We start from the raw sequence: 20,976 nt of genomic DNA on the forward strand, positions 1-20,976 counted from the left end.
GCGGACCCCTGATCATCCTAGGGCCCGGGGCGGGAACGCTCACGGGGTGGTTAGCTCTCCCCTGGCCCGCCGGGCCGTCTGCTTCTGCACTCTGGCACCAAGGATGATGCGACTGCCGTCCTTCACCACGGCAGCCAGATCAGGAGGCGCACATGTCGTTCTGGGGAGCTGATAGCGAACAGCTGCAGGAGTGCTCGCAGCGGTTCGACACGGGAGCTGAGACACTGAACGCCGCACTCGATGCGGTGCAGGCACGGGTGCTGAGCGTGCATTGGGCCGGGCCGGATGCCGACGACTTCCGCTACGTCGCATTCCCGGCTGTCGCAAGACAACTTCAGGATGGGGCACGGCGGATCGCGGCGCTGGCATCGACTTCTTCGAGAGCCTCGCCTCGACGAGGCTTGCACTGGGAATCCCGTCGTGGTGAGATCGCGGCGAGAAGGCCCCTGTGGGCGCCCCGCGAACGACACCGAAGGGCATGTGCTCATGAATCGTCGTCATGTCCTCGGGATGGTCACGGGGCTCGCGGCCGCAGCCGCAGGGATCTCCTCGGCGTGCACGCGGCGTTCCGCGGATGCGCGGCTGGCGCAGGTGGACGTGCCGCGCGATGCACCGTCCGGAGAGGTCACCGCAGTGGTGGTGGAGGACGGTGATGTCCTGCGGCCGGTGATCCAGGACCTCTCCGGCACGGAGCTGTGGCGCGATGACCTGCCGCACGTGGAGCGCTGGTTCCCGGGGGTGCTGTGGGAGCAGGATGCGGATGTGCTGTGGATCCTCTCCACCGATCACGGCAACGGGAGCGTACGGCAGGACGAGGCAGGCGCCTGGGTGAAGACGATGGGGTCGGACGGCATGCCGGAGGACATCGCCGCGCTGGCGCGCTGAGGGGCCGCCCCCGCGAAGGACATATGGTCGACGGGTGCATGCGACGCTTCCCTGGTCCCCTAGCGCCCAGAGCGCCGTCTGGTCTATAGCCGTGCGCCGGCTGGGCCACGGCCCGGCCGCCACCGAGCCCCTCCTGCTCGAGCAGGATCCGGAGCGGGTGCTCGGCACCGCGAGCCTGGGCAAGCTGTTCCTGCTGCGCGCGGTCTCCGAGCGGATCGACCGCGACCGAGGTGCCGCGTCGCTGCTGCTGCCCCGCCCCGAGGGCCTGGAGGTGGAGGATTCGGGCCTATGGTGGCACCTGGCCGCACCGCGCCTGACCGTCGGGGATCTCGCCGTGCTGGTGGCCTCCTGCAGCGACAACCTGGCCGCCAACGCCCTGATCGACTGGATCGGACTGCAGGCCGTGCAGGACGTGGCCCGGCAGTGGGTCCCGGGCGGATCCACCCTCTGCGACTTTTTCCGCGGCCACCGGGGACCCGAGCACCCGCCGGAGGTGAGCGTCGGCTGCGCCCAGGACTATCTGCTGGTGATGGAGGCCATCGCCCGCGCGGCGACCCCTGCTCTGGCGACCGTGCGCTCGTGGCTCCGCACCGGCGTGGACCTCTCGCTGGTGGCGGCGGCCGCCCGCCTCGACCCCCTCTCCCACTACCACCCCCGTGGCCTGGACTGCGTGAACAAGACCGGCTGCGACGTGGGGGTCCGGGCCGACGTGGGAGTGCTCACCTCCCCGGGGGGCATCCTCGTCTACGCGGTGCTCGCCTCCTGGGATCCGTCGGCGGAGGAGGGGACCGCGGAGGCGGTCATCGAGGACATGCGCCGTCTCGGGGGTCTGCTGGTCGAGCACATGGATCACGCGATGCCCGCCCGGTGACAGCAGGGGCCCGTCGTCCGCGGGCCCCTCACTCGCTCGCGACCAGGTGCTGCGCGAAGCCGGGCGCCGGGTGCTGCAGGAACTCCTCGAGCGGGACGTCCTGACGCACGCGGCCCGCCTCGAGCACCATCACTCGATCGGCGAGCGCCCGGATGTCCGCCAGGTCATGGGTGACGATGACGGCCGTGCGACCGGCGAGCTCGCGCGCCAGCAGCTCCCGCAGCTGCGGAGCGGACTGAACGTCGAGGGCCGCGAACGGCTCGTCCCACAGCGAGAGCTGGGGGCTGGTGGCAAGCGCCCGCGCGATCGCCGCCCGCTGCGCCTGACCACCGGAGACCTCGTACGGACGACGGCTGGCGAGCCGGCCCACCCCGACCCGGTCCAGCCAGGTCCGTGCCTGGTCCCGGGCCGCGGAGCGACCGGCTCCTTCCGCGCGGGGCCCGAACGCGGCGTTGCCCTCCAGGGTGAGGTGGGGGAACAGCAGGGGGTGCTGACCGAGCCGCGCGACCCGACGCAGATGAGGTGCGCGGGAGCGCACTGTGGTCACTCCGGGCCGCGCAGCCGATGGCTCCGTCCCCTCCGTTCCCGAGGCACGGCCGGTTGCCAGAAGCACGTCGTCGCCGAGGCGTATGTGCCCGTCATCGGCGGTGACCAGGCCGGCGAGCACCCCGCCCCCGGTGGACTTGCCGCGGCCGTTGGGGCCGAGGATGGCGGGGGTCTGCCCGGGAGGCACGTGCAGAGCGAGGTCGACGCCGCGTTCGGGGACGACGATGCGGGCGTCGAGGGCCGGGGACGAGGGGTGGCGAGGGCAGCGGGGGTGGCGGGGCAGTGTGCTCCTCGACATCGGTCTGCTCATCAGCAGGAGCGCCGGCTGGCGCGCCAGCAGTGTCGTCGGCCGAGGAGGTGCGACCCAGGGAGCGGCGCAGCCCGCCGGCCCCCGGGGACCGGTAGGCGATGGCGACGATCACGGCGGCCACGATCACCAACAGCAGGCTCATGGCCACAGCGGAGTCCTGGTCGATCTCGCGGGCCAGGTAGATCTCCAGCGGCAGGGTGCGGGTGGTGCCCTGCAGGGAGCCGGCGAAGGTGATGGTCGCGCCGAACTCACCGAGCGCACGGGCGAAGGTGAGCACCAGCCCGGCACCGAGGCTCTGGGCCAGCAGCGGCAGTGTGATCGTCGCGAGGGTGCGGGTGGGGCTCGCACCGAGGGTGAGCGCGGTGGCCTCGTACGCGGTGCCGCGGGCGCGCAGCGCGCCCTCCACGGTGAGGATCAGGAAGGGGGCGGCCACGAACGTCTGGGCGAGCACCACGGCAAGGGTGGTGAAGGCGATGTCGATGCCGAGGGCCTCGGCGAGGGGGCCGACGAGTCCGCGGCGCCCGTACGTGGACAGCAGCGCGATGCCTCCGACCACGGGCGGCAGCACCAGGGGCAGAAGCACCAAGGTGCGGGCAACCCGCAGCAGCATCGATCCGGCGGGGGCGCGGGCCATCAGCAGCGCGACCGGCAGACCCACCAGCAGCGACAGCATGGTGGCGGTCAGTGCCGTGATCAGGCTGAGCCGCAGGGCGATCAGTGCGGAGGGAGCGGTGAGGCTCTGGCCCAGGGTGGACCAGTGCACGGTGGAGAGCAGTCCGACGATGGGCAGGGCCAGCACCGCCACGCACAGCAGGCCGAGGACCCGCACCCACCCTGGCAGCAGGGAGCCGCCGGGGGTCCGGAGCCCTCGAACTGGTGTCACGGCTGCTGGAAGCCGGCGTCGGCGAGCAGGGCCTGGGCCGGGTCCTGCCGCAGGAAGTCCACGAAGGCCTGGGCCTGCTCAGGCTGCCCAGTGGAGGCGGTGACGGCGGCCGGGTACTCGGTGCGGGCCTGGTCCGCGCCGGGCAGTTCGATCGTGGTCACTGCCTCGCCCGCGTCGGCGGCGTCGGTGGCGTAGACGATGCCGGCGTCGGCCTGGCCGCTGGTGACCTTGCCCAGCACGTCGGTCACCGAGTTCTCCTCACTGACGGGGGTGAGGTCGATGTCGGCGTTCGCCGCGATGGTCTGGGCGGCGGCGCCGCAGGGCACCTGGGGTGCGCACACCACCAGGTCGACGCCCGGGGCGGCGGCGCTCTCGAGGTCGGTGAGGCCGGCGGGGTTGTCGGTGGGGGCGATCAGCACGAGCACGTTGGTGGCGATCACGACGGGGGCGGCGGTGACGGTGCCGGCGTCGACGGCGCGATCCATGGTGGACTGGTTGGCCGTGACCAGCACGTCGGCCGGGGCCCCGGCGTCCAGCTGGGAGATGAGGTCGGCCGAGCCGGCATAGTTGAACCGCACCGTGACCTGGGGGTTCGCCTCCTTAAACTTCGTGCTGACCTCGTCGAACACCACCCGTAGAGAGGCGGCGGCGAACACCGTCAGCTCGGTGGTGGCACCGCCGGTGCCGGAGCTGCCCGTCGTGCTGGCGGGCCCGCAGGAGGCCAGCAGCAGCACCGGGAGCAGTGACGCAAGGAAGGGCCGTCGGCGCACGTCAGGCCCCCTTCTCGATGACCACGTTGGTGGACTTCACGACGGCGGTGGCGACCACGCCGGGCTCCAGGCCGAGGTCCCGCACGGCCTCGGTGCTGACCAGGGAGACCACGCGGTGGGGGCCGCACTGCAGCTCCACCTGGGACATGACGGTGTCGCTGAGGACGTCGGTGATGATGCCGACGAAGCGGTTGCGCGCACTGCGGCCCACGTCGGCCGGGTCGGCGGGCAGCACCGAGTTGTCGCGGGCAAGGCGGGCCAGCTGCAGGCCGTCCACGGTGGCGGGGGTGCCCGGGGAGCGGGTGAGCAGCCCCTGGTCGATCCAGCGGCGCACGGTGTCGTTGCTGACGCCCAGGAACCGCGCCGCATCAGAGATCCGAATCTGCGCCATCATCGCCTCGCTTCTTCCGCATATGCGGAACAGTGTAGGTGAGAACTGCATCCTTGGGTGGCAGGCTCCGGTGCTATCCGAGCCTCCGCTTCAGCTCGGCGATGAATAATGGCAGATCCTCGTCGATGGTGTTCCACAGCAGCACGGAGTCAACATCGCCGTACCCATGCGCGAGGCGATTGCGCATGCCGCGAACCGCTACGAATGGCAGATCTGCATTCGTGGCCGGGAACCCCGCCGGGAGGTCCTCGAGGACGGCCTGGAACTGAATGATCAGGTGGCAGGCAGCCGACTGGAGAACCTGGCTCTTTACATCCGGGGCACAGAACGCTCCACCCCCATGCGCACGGATGTAGTCCACCTGAGCAGAGATCTCGTCAAGAGCCGAACGAAGCTCATCCAGGCTCGGCCGATCATCCGTCATGTCAGCGCAACAGCTTGCGCCCGGGCGTGATCAGCAGCCCGGCCACGCGCCCCGAGCGACATGACATCAACCGGAACCCCCAGCTCATCGGACAGCTCCAACTGGGCAGCGATCAGATCGAAGTACGAGGCAGCCGACTCGAACTCGACAAGGAGGTCCACATCTGATGCGCGCGAAGTCGTCCCTCGCGCCACCGAGCCGAAGACGAGCACCCGACCGGTCCCGCGGTGCTTCTTGACCACGGAGCGGATCCGCGGCGCTGCAGCACGGACATCCTGGAGTGTCACGGTCGGCTGATGCGTCACGACCTCAGCGTCCATGGCTTGAGCATAGACCGCATGCCGTGATTCCAGCACCGAACTGCCTTCATGCCGACCTCGAGCGCCCCGTTCCGCGGTACCTGCACGACCAGCATCATCTCCGGTGGCGGCGCGGACAGGCCGGCGACGCTCTCCGTCCGCCCCACCCCGTACCGCTACCATCGCTCTCAGCTCTGCAGAGCAGAGATGAGCCGTCGTCATCATGCGATGGTGCGATTCTCCCCGCAGGCGCGGGGATGCAGGACCGTTCGAGGACGACGACCTGATCCTCCAGGGTGTGCTCCCCGCAGGCGCGGGGATGAGCCCGATGCGGACTCGAACGTCGACGCGGACGCGTGGTGCTCCCCGCAGGCGCGGGGATGAGCCCTGCGACTGCTCGCTCATGGAGCGGTAACGCGGGTGCTCCCCGCAGGCGCGGGTGTGAGCCAGGAACACTCGTCGGACTCACGCACTCACGTACTCACGCACTCACGCTCAGCGTCGACGGCCCGCGCGCCGAGCGGCGCACGTGGATCTGCTCGGCGATGCGGTTCTTCATCTCACCGACGTGGGAGACCACGCCGATGGTGCGGCCGTGCTCGGCCAGGCGGTTGATCTCGGCGATCACGCGGTCCAGGGCCTCGGGGTCGAGGCTGCCGAAGCCCTCGTCGATGAACAGGGTGTCCATCTGCACGCCGCCGGCCTCCGCGGTGACCAGTTCTGCCAGGCCCAGGGCGAGCGCGAGGGACACGAAGAACGTCTCCCCACCGGAGAGGGTCTCGGGGCGGCGGGCCTCATCGGTGCGATGGTCGATCACCAGCAGGTCCAGGCCCGTCTTGCGGGCGCCGCGCTTGCCGGTGTCCCGCATCAGTTCCAGGGTGGATTCGGAGAACTGGGCCAGGCGCACGTTGGCGGCGTCGATGACCTCCTCGAAGCGGCGCATCAGCACGTAGGTGGACAGCTGGATGCGGTCCCCGTCGGAGGAGCGGCCGGTGGCGAGATCTGCCACGCGCACTACGGCGCCGGCCTTCTCCCCCACTGCCCGGACCTGTGCGATCGCGGCGTCCAGGCGGCTGCGGGCACCGGTGGTGGCCTGGGCGGTGGCGGTGCAGCGGCCGGACTCCTGATCGGCGGTGGCCGTGGCGGCCTGGGCCAAGACAACGGCCTCCCGGGTGGTCTCGACCAGCGTCGCTGCGGCCGTGCGGGCCTCGTCGGAGGGATCGGCCTCGGCCACGCCCTCCTCCCGCATGCCGTCGGCGAGGCGGGACTGGTCGGTTGCGCGACGGGTCAGCAGCGCCTCCAGTTCCTTGCGGTCCCCCTCCGGCAGCACAGCTGCGCGTACGGCCTGCTCGTTCTCGAAGGGCCCCAGCTCGACCTCTGCGGCGAGCTCCTGGGCGCGGGCTGCGGCCTGGTCCACCGCCACCAGCGCCTCCCGCAGCGCCCGGCCGGCGCGGGCCCGGGCCGTGTGGGCGGTGCGCCGCTCCTGCACGGATCCGGCCTCACCGCGGGCCTGCACGACCCTGGCCTCGTCCTCTTCGACGGCGGTGGCCAGGGCGGTCAGGGCACTGGCCTCGCCCTCGATGGCCACGGCCTGCTTCTCCCGGCGGGCGCCGAGGGCGCGTGTTCCCTCGTCGTGCTTCTCCAGCTCCGTGTCGCGCCTGGCGGCCTCGGCCTGCCGGTCGCGGACGGCGCGGAGTGCCTCGGCCGCCTGCTGCTGTGCGGCCCGGGCGGCATCGACCTCGAGCCCGCCTGACTGCTCGCGGGCCTGCTCGTGACGGCTGGTTGCCAGCGTCAGGGCCTCACGGGCGGTTGACGCTACCTGCTCCGCCTGCCGGCGGGCCTCCTCGGCTGCCTCGACCTGCTCGGCACCGACGTGGTCCGCCCCGGCCTCGGCCAGATCGGGGTGTGCGGTGGCGCCGCACACCGGGCATGGATCGCCCTCGGCGAGAGTCATGGCGAGCTCGGCGGCCAGCCCGGCATTGCGGCGGCGACGCAGCTGCGCCTCCTCCTCACCAGCGCGATTGGCAGCCGACTGCGCCTCCTTGGCCGCGGCCCTCGCCGCGGCCACTTGTTCGGCGAGACGGGCGGCGGTGCGGGCCTGCTCCAGCCGGGCGGCGGCCTGATCGGCGGCGGTCTGGGCATCGCCGAGACCCTCCCCGGCGGCGCGGGCAGCATCCCGGGCGGTGACCAGGGCAGCACGCACCTGGGGGCGGGCCTGGATCTGGGTGTCGAGGTCGGCGAGTTCGGTACGGACCTTCTCCAGTGCGGTGCTGCGCTGCCGAAGGTCCTTCTGCCTGCCGGGAAGGTCCTTCTCCAGCTGGACCAGGGCACTGAGCTCACCGGCCCGGGTGGTGGCCTCCTCGACCGCGGCAGCCAGCGCCTCCAGCGCGCCCGGGCCTGCAGCGAGGTCGATCAGCTCGGGGTGGTCCTGACGGTGGCGGGACAGGGCGGCATCCCGTTCCTGCTCCCGGGCCTGGAGGTGGGTGCGAGCCTGGTCGCGTCGGGCGATGGCCCCGGCGATGGGCTGGGCGATGCGGTCGTGGTCCAGGCGGGTGCGAGCGGTGGTGGCGGCCTCCTCCTGGGCGGTGAGGGCGGCGGCCAGCTGGTCGAGGGTGCGGCGGCGGTCTATCCGCTGCAGGCCGGTGGTGGCGGCCTCCGCGGCGCTGCGGGCCTGGCCCTCCTGCGCACGGGCCGATTGGGCTCGGCCTGCGGCTTCCTGGGCGGCGCGGGCCGTGCCCTCGCCGATCTGGTCGGCCTGAGCGGTGAGCTCCTCGAAGCGGTGGGCGCGGGCGTGGCCCTCGAGCTCGGTGCGGGCGTCGTCCTCCTCCAGGCCGGAGGCCTCGATGAAGCGGGCCAGGGCCTGGTCGAGGCCGGCGGTGGCGGCGTCGACCTGCTGGGCAGCCTCGCGGCGCATCTGCTCGAGCTGCTTCTCGATGTCCTCGTAGATCTCGGTGCCGAACACGCGCTGCAGCACGGCCTGCCTGTCGCCGGTACTGGCGCGCAGGAAGCGGGCGAACTCGTTCTGGGGCAGCAGGACCGTCTGCGTGAACTGGGCGCGGGTGAGGCCCACGGCCGCGCCGATCTCGCGGCCCACCTCGTCCAGCCGGGAGGCGATCGGGGTGAGGCCGGCGCCCTGGTCGGCGGTGTCGGCGAGCACCTCGTCGATCAGATCGGGGGTGCCCAGGCGCCACAGCAGGGCCTTGGCGTTCTCCTTGATGGTGCCCTCGCCGCGCTTCTTGGGCCGGTGGTACTCGGGCTGGCGCAGCACGCGGTACACGCCGTGGGTGGTCTCGAAGACCAGGTCGATGACGCTGGGCGTGGTGGGCTCGGCGAACTGGGAGCGGACGCGCTCCCCGCTGGCACCTTCCCCGGCCACGCTGCCGTACAGGGCGTAGACCACCGCGTCCAACACGGTGGACTTGCCGGAGCCGGTGGGGCCCTCGAGCAGGAACATGCCGCTGGCACCGAGGGCGGCGAAGTCGATGCTGACCTCGTCGCGGAACGGCCCGATGCCCCGCATGCGCAGGTGATGGAGCTTCATGAGGCCTCCTGCCCGCGGGTGCGCACGGTGCGGTAGGCGTCCTCGAGCACCTGGTGCTCGGCCTCAGTGGGCTCACCGCCGGTGACGAAGGCGAGGAACTCGTCCATCACCTCCACCGGGTCGGCGTCGCGCTGCACGGTGGGGGTGATGGCGGTGGAGGTGCGGCCGGCGGGCTGGTGCTCGGTGTGCAGCAGGTGCGGGTATCGGGCGCGCAGACGCTCCAGCAGGTGGGGTGGGCGGGAGGGATCGGTGACGATGGCCTTCAGCCAGTCCTCGCCGTGCCCGGGGGCGCGCTCGAGGATCTCCTCCAGGGTGCCGCGCAGCTCGGTGAGGCGGCGGGGCACAGGGGTGGCGATGCGCTCCACGCTCACCTGGCCGGGCTCTCCCAGTTCCACCAGCAGCACGGACTTGCGGTGGTTCTTCTCGGAGAAGGAGAAGGCCAACGGGGAGCCGGAGTACCAGGCGGTGGTGCCCACAGTGGCGGAGAGGTCCTGGCAGCCGTGCAGGTGGCCGAGCGCCACGTAGTCCACGCCGCCCAGCACCCCGGCGGGGACGCTGTCCACACCGCCCACGGTGAGGTCGCGCTCCGAATCCGAGCTCTGGCCGCCGGTGACGAAGGTGTGGGCCAGCACCACGGACCGCGGGCGGTTCGCCCCGGGCTCACCGGCTTCGGTGTGGGTGGTGATGCGTGCGCGCACGCGGTCCATCGCGGCACGGGTGACGGCCTCGTGGCTGCGGGCCAGGGGCAGCTGCCCCTCCCCCGCCAGGGCGGTGCGGGCCATGTCCGGCTCCAGGTAGGGCAGACCGAAGAACAGCACCTCGCCGTGCTCATCGGGCACCTGCACGGGGTGGTCCAGGCCGGGGACGTCGGCCAGGATGTGCACGCCGGCCCGCATCAGGGCGGAGCCGAAGCCCAGGCGGTCGGCCGAATCGTGGTTGCCGGGGGTGAGCACCACGGTGGTGACCTCCGCCAGGCGCGCCAGGGTGGATCCCAGCAGGCGCACCGACTCCACCGGCGGCACGGCACGGTCGTACACGTCACCGGCGATGACCACCACGTCCACCTGGCGCGCGACCACCAGGTCGAGCAGCCAGTCGTGGAACTCCGCCTGGTGGGCGTGCAGGTTCTCCCCGTGCAGGGTGCGCCCCAGGTGCCAGTCCGAGGTGTGCAGGATTCTCATGGGGACCACGCTAGAGCCCGGGGCTGACGAACGACGACAGCAAGCACACAGCGCAGTGCCCGGCAGGAGTACGCGGATCTCGTCCCGTACCGGAACACGTGAGTCGCGCGGTACTGCCCCCTGTGGCAGACCGCTGGGTTGCGGCTGCAGCGCTTGCCCTGGGCGCTCCCCTGCTCTCACGCGATGGGATCTACGCGAACGAACCGGGCCTCGCGCTGCTGTGGACGGCCGCCGGCTCGCGAGCGGGGCCACCCAACCGCGCCAGGATCTGCTTGGCCGCCACGTCGGCCCCGGCCAGAAGCGGGGACGGCACCCCGGGTGAGGCGCCGATGGCGCTGCCCGGCTGGGTGCTCCCGGCGGGGATGCCCAGCACCACCACGCCGCGGTCGATGCTGCCGTCGGCCGCCACCAGGTTGTGGCCGACGAGCACGCTCTCGTCCACCTCCGCAGCGGTGGCCTCCATGCTGTGGGTGGGGATGCCGTCCACGCTGTGGATGCGGGCCCGGCCGGTGCTGAGCAGTGCCTGCAGCAGCGGATCGGAGGTGGCCGGCACCTGCCCCTTGGACATGCGGGTCTCCAGCAGCACGCGCGCACGGGCCTGCCTGCCGGTGATGGCCGACGTGGCGACGAAGCACTCCTGCTCCTCGTCGACCGCGACGTGGAAACCGGGGCCCAAAAGGTCGATCACCCCGGCCTCGATCAGTGCGAGCATCAGTCGCGCCCTGTGGGCCGGGGGCCCGGAGGCGAGCGCCAGACCGTCGGCGTCGAACCTTCCCAGCACGTCCCGGGCAAGGGACTGCCCGCTGAGTGCACCGGAGGCGGCCAGGCGCTCCACCTGCACGCGCAGCGCAGCCATGGCTGCGTTCACGGCGGCCCGCGGGTGGCGATCCGGATCGGACATCGAGCCCAGCTCGTCCTCGACCAGGCGGGCCACCTGCGCCTGCCACTGCTCGGCGGTGACGGTGCGGCCCGCGGTGGGCCGGTGCAGCTCCCCCACCGTCCATGACCAGCGCGGATCGGTGATCGCCCAGCTCAGCACCGCATCCACGGCTTCCGTCACGGCCGCACCGCCCGGCGGGGCCGCACTGCGCTGCTGGCCCGCACTGCGCTGCTGGCCCGCACCTCCCGGCTGGCCCGCACCGCCCGGCTGGCTCGTGTCGTCCGCTCCCACCGCATCGAGCGCTGCCGGCCACCCCTCGGCGACCACTGCGGGCATGTACTGCTCGAGCGCCTCCAGGTACACGCGGGCGAACTCGCGGGCGATCTGCGGCCACACGCGCTGCCCGAAGTTCACGCCCCGCTCCGTCGCAAGGCCCGCGAACCACTCCGGGGTGGCCCACCGCGGGGTGAAGCCGCGGGTGGGCCGGCCTCCGTCGGGCTTGGAGCGGTAGGGCACGCAGCGGCGCGAGCCGACCACCAGGCGCGGCTCACGCCCGCTCGGCAGGTACCGCAGGCGGCCGGTGGGATCGGCGGGAATGGCCTCGACGCGGCCGCCCCAGTCCTCCACCAACTGCCCGATCACATCGAAGAAGTTCGCTCCCAGCCCCCTGACCAGCACGTCCTGCCCGGCCGGCAGTCCGGTGAAGCACCGCTCGGCGGGCATGCCCGGCGGCACGTACCGCAGGCCATGACGGTGGGCGGCCGCGGCGAGCGCGGACTCCTCCGTACCCGGCACCGCCTGCACCATGCCCTGGGCCAGCACCACCGTGGGCGCGCTCAACCGCCGCCCTCCGGCGAGCACCACCACGCGATGCTCCCCCTCGTGCTGGAGATCCACGGCGGTGTCCACGATCTTCTCGACCTGCAGTTCACCGCTCGCGGTCGCGGCATCGAGCTGGTCGCGGAAGTACACGCCCTGCAGGCGCCGGGTGGGGAACGAGTCCGGCCCGAGCGCGGTGGCCTCCTGCACCACCCAGTCCCCCACCCGGTGGTGACCGCGCTGGGCGACCGAACGGGCCCAGGCCACCAGGTCGGGACCGGGCGCGGCCGGTCCGCTCATACGGGTGCTGTGATCGGGATGAATCGTGGTGGCGCGGGCCTGGGTGTTGTTCAGGTAGGCGGCGGGCTGGTCGATCAGCCAGGTGGCACCGGGGCCGACGGCCAGGGCATCGACCATGGCCAGTCGCAGCGGGGGCGCAGGACGCTTGGCCGATGGTCCCGCGCTCGGCGGTGCCGGGCGGCCGGCCGACAGATCATGCACTGACGCCGTCGGGTTCCCTCCTGCCTCGGAGGTGCCCGCACCCGCCCGCAGGCACGCGAGGGTGCGCAGCACGGTGGCCACCCCACGGGGCCCACCGCCCACGATCACCGCGTCGTAGCTGCCGGTGGGGCCCGGGGGCGTCGCCTCGTGCGGGCTCCGTGGAGGACGGTGGCTCATCGGCCGACCGGCTCCGCCCGCTCGAGCCCGGCACCGGTGCGTGGTGCAGCGGGGCGGGGCGCAGAGCCCGGGGTGGTGGCCGCATCAGCAGACGCGGAGCCAGCGGCGCGTGGCGTGGCCGCGCGCGGAGGCGTCAGGGAAGAACGTGGCATAGCTGCATGCTATGCACACTCAAAGGATCCCTTTGACGTGGTCTGTCATGTGAGTTCACGCTCGTAGGAGGTTCCGGCGTCGTGCGCCGTTCCGGCGTCGGCGCCGCTCTGGTCCGCCCGTCGACGCGCTATCTCCAGGCGCGGCGGGCCGAGGCGCTGGCCAGGTCCACCAGCAGCGAGAGCAGCAGCAGCGCGATCACCACGGTGAGCATCCCGGAGTAGTCGAAGGAGGCCCGCTGGGACTCCAGCACGCGGCCCAGTCCCCCAGCGCCGACCACGCCCACCACGACGGTCTCGCGGATCGCGATCTCCCACCGGTACAGGGCATAGGCGGTGAAGCGCCCGGCGACCAGGGGCAGCACCCCGTAGACGAAGGTGGTGATGCGTCCGGCGCCCAGCAGCTGCAGGGACAGGACGGGGCGGCGGTCCATCGTCTCCAGCACTTCGGTGAACAGCCTGCCCAGCACACCCGCGTTGTACAGGCCCAGGGCCAGTGCGCCGGGCAGGGGGCCCGGCAGCACCACGAACAGCAGCAGCAGTGCCCACACGGGCGGGGAGATCGCGCGGATGGTCAGCAGCAGCACCCGGCACAGTGCGGCCACGGCCGCCCGCACGGGTCCGTCCCCCACCTGGTGCACGCCCAGGAACGCGGCGACCACGCCGATCCCGCTTCCCACCACGATCGCCAGCACCGACATCTGCACGGTGGCGGCGGCATCACCGAGCAGGTCCGCCCAGGTGGAGGGCAGGCTGGGTGGGATCGCGTCGGCCAGCATCGCACCGGCGCGCTCCCAGGTGCGGGCGCTGACGAGCCGGGCGAGGTCCGGTCGCAGGTACAGCAGGGACCCCACCGTCAGCGCCGCCCCCAGCAGCAGGGAGGTGCGCTTCCAGCGGGCGCGGCCCGGGTGGCGCAGGCTCGCGCTCCAGCGGTCGAACAGCCAGCCCAGTGCGATCAGTGCGTAGATGAGGGTCCACATGCGCTCGTAGGCCAGGCCCTGGAACGCGGTGATCAGCTCGAAGCCCAGACCGCCGGCTCCGATCATGCCCAGGATCACCGCGGAGCGCAGGGCGCAGTCGAAGCGGTAGAAGCCGTAGGCCAGCAGGTCGCCCCAGATGCGCGGCAGGGTGGCGTACACGAACGCCAGGAGTCTCCCAGCCCCGGCGGTGATCAGGGCGTCGTAGGGGCCGGGCGGGGTCTCGTCGATGATCTCGGCGTACACCTTGGCGGTGATCACGCCGAAGGGGATCGCGAGCGCCAGGATCCCCACCAGCGGGTCCCGGCCCAGGATCACCAGCAGGATGATGCCCCACACGGCTTCGTGGATGCCGCGTGGGATGCCCAGTGCGATGCGGGTGAGCAGCCAGCCCGGTGCCCGGGAACGGGGCCCGCGCACCGGTGCGCCCCGGCCCGGCGCACGCCCGCCGCGCTGCCACCAGGCCTCGCTCATCAGCACCCCGCCCACCAGGCCGGTCAGCACCGCCAGCACCGTGCCCAGCAGGGAGAAGGCGATGGTCACCAGGGTGGCGTCAAGGGTGCGGCGCAGGAAGTCGGCGGAGAGATCAGGAGACAGCGCGGCTGCGAAGAAGGACCGCAGGGAGGGCCAGCCGGGCGGGTTCAGCACGGGTTCGCGGCCGATGCCGGAGCCCCACAGCGACCAGGCCACCAGCAGCACCGCGCCGGCCACCCACCAGCGGCCGGGGCGGGAGGCAGCGCGAAGGCCAGAGCGGGAGCCGGCGCGGACGGGTGCGGGGGAGTCGGCCCGCGAGCCCGCGAGGGAGTAGGCCGACGAGTCGGGGCCGCGCCCGGCCGGGCCCTCCTCCTCGGACCGCTCTCCCACTCCGGCGCGGGCATCGGCCTGCGGGCTCATGCCGGCAACCGGTACAGCTCGTCGCGGTGCTGGTCGGTGACCTCTGGGGCGGGCAGGTCGAAGGCGATCCGGCCCTGTCGCAGGCCGATCACGCGGTCGCACATGCCGCGGGCGATGTCGAAGTCGTGCAGGCTCACCAGCAGGGCGCGGTCTCCCTCGCCCACCACGTCGGCGAGCAGGCCCATCACCACGCGGGCGCGCTGCGGGTCCAGGCTGGAGATGGGTTCGTCCGCCAGCACCAAAGCGGGATCCTGCACGATGATGCGGGCCAGGGCCACGCGCTGCTGCTCCCCGCCGGAGAGGCGCTCGGTGCGGGTGGCGGCCAGCTCCTCGATGCCCAGGCGGGACATCGCGGCGTGGGCGGTCTCGACCTCCAGTGGCCGCACCAAGGAGGCCAGGGACCGCCACAGCCCCCAGTGGCCCAGGCGGCCCGCATTGACATTGTGGATCGCAGCCAGCGGCCCGATCAGGTCCAGGCGTTGGTGGACGGTGCCGATCCGGGCGCGCACCGTCCGCATCCGGCGCCGGCTCGCCACCCCCAGGTCGGTGCCGAGCGTGGTGACGGTGCCGCTGCTGGGGGTGATGGAGCCGTTGGCCAGGCCCAGCGCGGTGGACTTGCCGGCGCCGCTGGGTCCCACCAGGGCGACCTTCTCCCCGGGGTCGACGGTGAAGGAGGCATCCAGCACGGTGCGGGTGCCGTAGCGGACGGTGACGCCGTCCAGCTGCAGGGCGGGCGGTTCAGCGGCACTCATCAGCCGATCAGCCCCAGCTCGCGGGCGACCTCCTCGATCTGCTGGTAGTCCTCGGCCTTCGCCGGGATGAAGGACTGCGCGCCGTAGAACTCGGCGATCGCACGGCCCTCCTCGGACTCGTGCATGGTGAGCATGGCGTCGGTGAGCTGCTGGGTGAAGCCGTCGCCGAAGCGCTCGTCGGCGTCGCCGCGCAGCAGCCAGTGGTAGTCATGGAACTCGGGCGAGACCAGCACCTCGATGACCTTGTCGGTGTCGATGCTGCCCTCCTCCATGCGGGCCTGCCACACCTGGCTGTTCAGGGCACCTGCCTCGTAGGAGCCGGAGGTGACCAGCTCGATGGTGGAGTCGTGGGAGCCGGAGAAGCCGGGCTCCCCGGCCAGGTCGGATTCAGCCACGCCGGCCTGGGACAGGAAGTAGGAGGGCATCAGGCGGCCGGAGGTGGAGGTCTCCGAGCCGAAGGTGAAGCGCTTCCCGGCCATCACGGACAGTCCTTCCACGGAGTCCACCGGGCTGACGCCGGCCTCCGCGTTGGCGATGAACACGCTGGTGAAGGAGGGGTCGATGTCGCGCTGGGCGACGATGGTGGCCTCCGGGTTCTGCAGCTGGGCCTGCACCCCGGTGAGGCCGCCGTAGAACACCAGGTCCAGGTCGCCGGCACCGAACAGGCTCACCGAGGCGGCGTAGTCCGGCACCGGTACGTACTCCACGTCGATGTCGAGCACGCTCGCGAGGTGGGCGGCGAATGCCTCCTCGCGCTCGGTGAGGGCGTCCGGGTCCTGATCGGGGATGGCGCTGATGCGCAGTGGCTGGCCGGAGCCGCCGCCGGCACCTCCCCCATCGGCCGAGCCGTCACCGCCGCCGGTCGAGCAGGACGCGGTGAGCCCCACCCCCGTGACCGCGGCGCCGGTGAGGGCAAGACGGGCAAGGGCGGCGCGGCGGGTGAGCATGGTTCTCCTTCGGTGCGGTCGCGTGGCGGCGTCTGTGCTTCGTCGGCTGGTCGACGGAGCCTGCGCGTCTGTGCCTGCGCGACGGCGCGCGGGCCGACGAGTGACCACTGTGACCTGGTTCTCGGGGCGTACCAGGCATCCTATGACGGATTCCGGAACGGGGGCACCGTGTGTGCCTGGGGGGCGCATGCTGGCAGCTCATTGCCGCCAGGCACGAACCGCCCAATGCCGCATCTGGCGACTCAGCCGGGTCGTCGAGCGGGTCGACGAGCTGATCGACCGACTCGATCGGCCGGGTCGAAGCGGCGGTCCTGGAGTTTGCGTGACCATCGGTCGACGTCACCGGTGCTGACGTGCACACTGCACGGTCCGTCAGCGTGCTCGTCACCGGCGCGAGGCCAGCACGATCCCCCGGTACGCCACACCGATCGCGACCAGCGCCAGGCCGGCCGCCAGGGTGCTGCCGGGCAGGGCCGCCACCAGCAGCAAGCAGCCCACCAGCCCCATCACCTGCAGGGCCTTGGGGAACAGGCGGTGCTCTTCGGTCTGGGTGAAGGCGGCGATGTTGGCGACCGCGTAGTACAGCAGCACCCCGAAGGCGGAGGCGGTGATCGCCACCAGCACGTCGGAGGCGAGCACCACCAGCAGCACCACGGCGATCCCCACGGTGATCTCGGCCCGCTGCGGCACCGAGAACCGCTGGTTCACGTGGGCCAGGGGTCGCGGCAGGTCACCCTCGCGGGCCATGCCCAGCATGGTGCGGGACACCCCGGCCACCAGGGCCAGCAGCGCCCCGGCGGCAGCGGCGGTGGCACCGATGGTGACGATCGCCTTCCACATCGCGCCCGCGCCGATCTGGTCGAGGGCGGCGATGAACGGAGCAGGCCCCCAGCCGTGGGCGCCGGGGGCGGGGCCGATGAGGACCAGCACCAGCGCGAGCAGCATGTACAGGGCGAACACGGCGCCGAGGGCCAGCAGGATCGCGCGGGGGATGGTGCGGCGCGGCGCGGTGACCTCCTCCCCCAGGGTGGCCACGCGGGCGTACCCGGCGAAGGCGAAGAACACCACGGCGGCGGCCTGGACGATGGCGAGTCCAGCACCGAGCACTCCCCCGGTGCCGGCACCGAGCACCGCCGCCAGCCCCCCGTCCCACAGGCCCGTGGAGGCATCGGCGAGGGGCCCGGGCACGGGGGCGGCGAAGCCCGCTCCCCCATCGCCGCCGACGACACCCACCAGCAGCCGCACGGCGGTGACGCCGAGCGCGATGAGGGCGATGGCGACCAGGATGCGGGCCAGGCCCGCGGTGCGGGTCACACCCACCAGGTTCACGGCGGTCAGCGCCACCACCACCAGCGCAGCGACGGGCCGCTGGTAGGCCTCGGGCACCAGGTAGGCGGCAACCACCAGGGCCATGGCGGCGCAGGAGGCCGTCTTGCCGATCACGAAGCACCAGCCGGCCAAGAATCCCCACCACTCGCCCAGCTGCTGGCGGCCGAAGAAGTAGGTGCCGCCGGAGGTGGGGTACTGGGCGGCCAGCTGCGCAGTGGAGGTGGCGTTGCCGAAGGCGACCAGTGCCGCCAGGGCCACGGCCAGCAGCACGGCGGGGCCGGCGAGGTCCTGCGCCGCACCGAGGGCCACGAACACGCCGGCGCCGATCATCGAGGCCAACCCGATGACCACGGCATCGCCCAGGCCCAGCCGTCGGGCGAGCTCAGCGGGGGCAGGTGAGGAGGTCATGGAGCCTTCTGTCGTGGCGGGGGCACGGGAGCGGGTGCTCGTCGGGCGGGAGAGGGCGGAACGAATCGGGCCCGGGCCGAGCGTGCGCCCGAGGCGGGCGTGCACCCTGGACCGGGCGGGCGCACGGGGCCCGCCCGGTCCGAGCCCGGGTCAGTCGCGGCTCAGGCGGTGACGGAGGCCGAGTACACCCGCGCCGGAGGCCAGCAGCACACCGAGGGCGGCGAGCATGCCTCCCGCCTCGGTGCCGGTCACGGCCAACGAACCATCGGCGGCGCCGGTCACGTCACCGCGGGCACCCACTCCGGGCTTGCCCGCGTGATCGGGCTTGCCGGGCTTGCCCGCGTGATCGGGCTTGCCGGGCTTGCCCGCGTGATCGGGCTTGCCGGGCTTGCCCGCGTGATCGGGCTTGCCGGGCTTGCCCGCGTGATCAGGGGCCTTGCCGGGGTTGTTCCCGGGACGGTCGCTGCCCTTGCCGGGCTTGTCGTTGTCACCGGGCTTGCCGGGCTTGTCATCGTCACCGGGCTCATCGTCGTCACCCGGGGTGCCGGGCTGCTCGGGATCGGTGGGCTCCTCGACGACCGGGAACCCGGCGTCCAGGCCCACGATCAGCGGGTTGTGGTCGGAGGAACCGAACACGCCCTGCTCGTAGATGTTCACCGTGTTGTTGCGGTAGCGGGAGTACTGGGTCATCACGGACTCGGGGCCGTTGATGGACCAGTCGGTGGCGCCGGTGATGCGCTCGGTGGCCGATGCGTTGGCGATCACGTGGTCCAGGGAGCCAACCATGCCGCCGAAGCTGTAGGACCAGCCCTCGGGATCGAACTGCTCACCGAGGTTGGTGTAGCCCTGGTCGTAGAACAGCTGCAGGGGCTCCTCCTGGGTGTAGGCGTTGAAGTCGCCTCCCAGCAGGATGTCCTCCACGCCCAGCTCTGCGGCCGTGGCGGCGGCCCAGGTGCTGAGCGCCTCGGCCTGCTGGAGGCGGGAGGTGCGGGCGTTGCCCTGCACCGGGTCCTCCGGCAGGTTCGCGTCCTCGGCGTCGGCCGAGCCCTTGGACTTGAAGTGGTTGACCACGAAGAAGAAGGGCTCACCCTCGACGGTCTCGCCGTCGGCCCCCTCGGTGATCGGCACGAACACCTGGCCGATGGGCTCGCGGGCGTTGTCGAAGGCCGGATCGCCCACCAGGATCTGCGCATCGCCCACGGGCCTGACCTCGGCGGGCTTGTAGATGATGGCGTTGGTGATGGCGTCCTGGCCGCCGTCGGTGCCCTGCGCCTCGTAGGCGGGGGCGGTGGGGATGTACGCCCAGGTGCCCTCGCCGTCGCGCTCGTTCAGCGCGGCGACCAGGGTGGCGGTGGCCTCGTCGGGGGTCTCGCCCAGGCGGGCGGAGTTCTCGATCTCCATCAGGCCCACCACCTCGGCGTCGGTGGAGGAGATCGCCTCGACGATCTTGGACTCCTGGCGCTCGAAGCTGGTCTCGTCCCAGGCACCACGGGGCAGGCAGCCGCCGCGCACGTTGGTGCCCTCGCCGTCCATGTTGGTGTACGGCGTGCAGCCGGGGATGTCCTCACCGAGGGTGGTGAAGTAGTTCAGCACGTTGAAGGTGGCGACCTGCAGGTCACCGCCCACCTCGTCAGGGGTGGCCCGGCGAGTGTTCTCGAAGTCCACGCCGTCGGTGCCGGACGACTCCCACGGGGTGGTGGTGTTCAGCCGCCACTGGTCGAAGGAGTAGGCCACCACGACCGGCTCGGTGAAGGTGGCCGCTGCGCCCACGCGCACGGGCTCCTCGACGGTCAGCCAGCTCATGGGCTGCTCGGGGTTGCGGGAGAAGTCGGTGGTCTTCCCGTCGTCCAGCAGCACCAGCTTGTCGGCCTGGGCGTCGTAGTACTCGGTGGCCTCGGCACCGGGGCGCATCACGTCACCGGCCTGGCGCAGGGGCTGATCGCCGATCGCGAGGCCCACCTCGCCGTAGCGGTTGGTGTTGTACACGTCCGTGACGGTGAAGTCGCCGGCGCCGGGCAGGTACAGCATGTGCTCGAGGGACTCGCGCTGGGTCTCGTCGGTGGGGAAGGCATCCAGCGTCACCGGCTCCACGACGGGCAGGGCCTGGTCGAGCTTGGTGAGGCCATCGGCCGGGACAGTGATCTGGGTGGAGCCGTAGTACTCGGAGACCTCGCCGGTGATCTGCACGGAGTCGCCGATGGCCACCTGGCCGGCGGTGTCGCGCGAGTACACGAACACGGCGGTGGAGCCCTCGTGGGTGTCGAAGGAGAGCGCGCCGCCGGTGCCGCCGGTCTGGATCACGTAGCCGTTCAGGCCGCCGGTGGCGTACACCGCGGTGACCACGCCCTCGGTGGTGACGGTCTGGCCCACCAGGGGGCTCGCGCTGCCGGTGCCCTGGATCTCGGCGATGCTGACCTCGCGGGCGGGCTCCGGGTCCGGCTCGGGCTCCGGGTCGGGCTCGGGGTCGCCGGGGTCGGTCGGATCGGTGGGGTGCCCGACGGGCGGGCGTGGGCTCACCGGCGGCGAAGTCGGTGGAGTTCTCGCCGGTGGCGGCCACGCGGGCCACGGAGGTGGCGTTGGTGGTGGCGGGCGCGGGAGCCTCGCCGGAGTAGGTGGAGGCACCTCCCCAGCCCACCAGGTCCACCACGGCCGGGTCCTCGGCGCAGGTGGCGCCGGTGCAGGCCAACTTGCCGGAGGCGTCGGACAGCGCGAACACGCCGCCGGTGCCGGAGGCATTGATGACGCCGGTGAGGTCCGCACCCGGCAGTGGTTCGCCATTGCCGTTGCCGGCGGCGAGTTGGATGAGGAAGGTGTCGCCGGGCGCGATGGTGCCGCTCAGCTCCACGGTGTTGTTGAAGGTGCCGGTCCTGGAGGCGTACTGCAGGGACCAGCCGTCGATGCTGACGGGCTCGGAGCCGGTGTTGCGCAGCTCCACGAAGTCGTTCGGGTGGGCGGCGCGGGAGTTGCCCCCCCCGCCGTACACCTCGTTGATCTGGACGTCGCCGGGCGCGACGACGGCGGCATGGGCGGTGGGGGTGATGG

The 20,976-nt window shown here is 72.3% G+C and carries 16 protein-coding genes and 1 pseudogene; 2 read left to right on the forward strand and 15 right to left on the reverse strand.

All coding sequences use genetic code 11. The features are described from left to right. Positions 1-486: 486 nt before the first annotated feature. Both IOE58_RS13840 and IOE58_RS13845 read left to right on the forward strand, forming a co-directional pair. Positions 487-885, forward strand: coding sequence for a hypothetical protein (locus IOE58_RS13840; RefSeq protein ID WP_193866934.1), 399 nt, complete (start codon positions 487-489; stop codon positions 883-885). A gap of 91 nt (positions 886-976) precedes the next feature. Then, a complete protein-coding gene (locus IOE58_RS13845) occupies positions 977-1,756 on the forward strand; it encodes a serine hydrolase (protein WP_193866935.1) in 780 nt (259 codons plus the stop codon). Positions 1,757-1,784: 28 nt separating this feature from the next. Here the strand turns inward: IOE58_RS13845 and IOE58_RS13850 are convergent, their stop codons facing one another. The 15 genes and pseudogenes from IOE58_RS13850 to IOE58_RS14910 form a co-directional block, all read right to left on the reverse strand. Beyond that, positions 1,785-2,489: an ATP-binding cassette domain-containing protein gene (locus IOE58_RS13850; protein ID WP_193866936.1), complete on the reverse strand. Its 705-nt coding sequence runs from the start codon at positions 2,487-2,489 to the stop codon at positions 1,785-1,787. Beyond that, positions 2,395-3,495, reverse strand: coding sequence for an ABC transporter permease (locus IOE58_RS13855; RefSeq protein WP_348982005.1), 1,101 nt, complete (start codon positions 3,493-3,495; stop codon positions 2,395-2,397). Before IOE58_RS13855 ends, IOE58_RS13850 begins: the two co-directional genes overlap by 95 nt. Beyond that, a complete protein-coding gene (gene modA, locus IOE58_RS13860; protein ID WP_193866937.1) occupies positions 3,492-4,265 on the reverse strand; it encodes a molybdate ABC transporter substrate-binding protein in 774 nt (257 codons plus the stop codon). Before modA ends, IOE58_RS13855 begins: the two co-directional genes overlap by 4 nt. A gap of 1 nt (position 4,266) precedes the next feature. Beyond that, on the reverse strand, positions 4,267-4,656 hold the full coding sequence (locus IOE58_RS13865; protein WP_193866948.1) for a TOBE domain-containing protein: 390 nt from the start codon (positions 4,654-4,656) through the stop codon (positions 4,267-4,269). Positions 4,657-4,729: 73 nt separating this feature from the next. Then, positions 4,730-5,080 carry a HepT-like ribonuclease domain-containing protein gene (locus IOE58_RS13870; protein ID WP_193866938.1) on the reverse strand — a complete coding sequence of 117 codons (351 nt, stop codon included), beginning with the start codon at positions 5,078-5,080 and terminating at the stop codon, positions 4,730-4,732. Then, on the reverse strand, positions 5,077-5,400 hold the full coding sequence (locus tag IOE58_RS13875) for a nucleotidyltransferase family protein (protein ID WP_193866939.1): 324 nt from the start codon (positions 5,398-5,400) through the stop codon (positions 5,077-5,079). The genes IOE58_RS13870 and IOE58_RS13875 overlap by 4 nt, the downstream gene beginning before the upstream one ends. A 460-nt stretch (positions 5,401-5,860) precedes the next feature. Beyond that, positions 5,861-8,920: an AAA family ATPase gene (locus tag IOE58_RS13880; RefSeq protein ID WP_193866940.1), complete on the reverse strand. Its 3,060-nt coding sequence runs from the start codon at positions 8,918-8,920 to the stop codon at positions 5,861-5,863. Then, positions 8,917-10,101 (reverse strand): exonuclease SbcCD subunit D, encoded by a 1,185-nt coding sequence (locus IOE58_RS13885; protein WP_193866941.1) that lies wholly within the window; start codon positions 10,099-10,101, stop codon positions 8,917-8,919. The genes IOE58_RS13880 and IOE58_RS13885 overlap by 4 nt, the downstream gene beginning before the upstream one ends. Positions 10,102-10,291: 190 nt before the next feature. After that, positions 10,292-12,478 carry an FAD/NAD(P)-binding protein gene (locus IOE58_RS13890; protein WP_193866942.1) on the reverse strand — a complete coding sequence of 729 codons (2,187 nt, stop codon included), beginning with the start codon at positions 12,476-12,478 and terminating at the stop codon, positions 10,292-10,294. Positions 12,479-12,758: 280 nt separating this feature from the next. Continuing rightward, positions 12,759-14,498: a PhnE/PtxC family ABC transporter permease gene (locus IOE58_RS13895; protein WP_228020266.1), complete on the reverse strand. Its 1,740-nt coding sequence runs from the start codon at positions 14,496-14,498 to the stop codon at positions 12,759-12,761. Further along, entirely contained in the window at positions 14,495-15,250 is a 756-nt protein-coding gene (locus IOE58_RS13900) for a phosphonate ABC transporter ATP-binding protein (RefSeq protein WP_193866943.1), read from the reverse strand. Before IOE58_RS13900 ends, IOE58_RS13895 begins: the two co-directional genes overlap by 4 nt. Continuing rightward, positions 15,250-16,197, reverse strand: coding sequence for a putative selenate ABC transporter substrate-binding protein (locus tag IOE58_RS13905; protein WP_193866944.1), 948 nt, complete (start codon positions 16,195-16,197; stop codon positions 15,250-15,252). The genes IOE58_RS13900 and IOE58_RS13905 overlap by 1 nt, the downstream gene beginning before the upstream one ends. Before the next feature lie 384 nt (positions 16,198-16,581). Then, on the reverse strand, positions 16,582-17,934 hold the full coding sequence (locus tag IOE58_RS13910) for an APC family permease (protein WP_193866945.1): 1,353 nt from the start codon (positions 17,932-17,934) through the stop codon (positions 16,582-16,584). A 150-nt stretch (positions 17,935-18,084) separates the two neighbouring features. After that, positions 18,085-20,451, reverse strand: coding sequence for an ExeM/NucH family extracellular endonuclease (locus IOE58_RS13915; RefSeq protein ID WP_193866946.1), 2,367 nt, complete (start codon positions 20,449-20,451; stop codon positions 18,085-18,087). Between the two features lie 226 nt (positions 20,452-20,677). Further along, positions 20,678-20,917: pseudogene (locus IOE58_RS14910) on the reverse strand (lamin tail domain-containing protein); the annotation flags it as partial. Between the last annotated feature and the right edge of the window lie 59 nt (positions 20,918-20,976).

Origin of the sequence: Brachybacterium epidermidis, from assembly GCF_015209585.1 — a bacterium.
GTDB classification, from domain to species: Bacteria; Actinomycetota; Actinomycetes; order Actinomycetales; family Dermabacteraceae; genus Brachybacterium; species Brachybacterium epidermidis.

Bases quoted from the DNA above. Each gene is read 5' to 3' on its own strand.
- IOE58_RS13875 (WP_193866939.1), bottom strand. From the start codon at position 5,400: ATGGACGCTGAGGTCGTGACGCATCAGCCGACCGTGACACTCCAGGAT.
- IOE58_RS13895 (WP_228020266.1), bottom strand. From the start codon at position 14,498: ATGAGCCCGCAGGCCGATGCCCGCGCCGGAGTGGGAGAGCGGTCCGAG.
- IOE58_RS13840 (WP_193866934.1), top strand. From the start codon at position 487: ATGAATCGTCGTCATGTCCTCGGGATGGTCACGGGGCTCGCGGCCGCA.
- IOE58_RS13880 (WP_193866940.1), bottom strand. From the start codon at position 8,920: ATGAAGCTCCATCACCTGCGCATGCGGGGCATCGGGCCGTTCCGCGAC.
- IOE58_RS13910 (WP_193866945.1), bottom strand. From the start codon at position 17,934: ATGACCTCCTCACCTGCCCCCGCTGAGCTCGCCCGACGGCTGGGCCTG.
- IOE58_RS13890 (WP_193866942.1), bottom strand. From the start codon at position 12,478: ATGAGCCACCGTCCTCCACGGAGCCCGCACGAGGCGACGCCCCCGGGC.
- IOE58_RS13905 (WP_193866944.1), bottom strand. From the start codon at position 16,197: ATGCTCACCCGCCGCGCCGCCCTTGCCCGTCTTGCCCTCACCGGCGCC.
- IOE58_RS13900 (WP_193866943.1), bottom strand. From the start codon at position 15,250: ATGAGTGCCGCTGAACCGCCCGCCCTGCAGCTGGACGGCGTCACCGTC.
- IOE58_RS13885 (WP_193866941.1), bottom strand. From the start codon at position 10,101: ATGAGAATCCTGCACACCTCGGACTGGCACCTGGGGCGCACCCTGCAC.
- IOE58_RS13870 (WP_193866938.1), bottom strand. From the start codon at position 5,080: ATGACGGATGATCGGCCGAGCCTGGATGAGCTTCGTTCGGCTCTTGAC.
- IOE58_RS13865 (WP_193866948.1), bottom strand. From the start codon at position 4,656: ATGGCGCAGATTCGGATCTCTGATGCGGCGCGGTTCCTGGGCGTCAGC.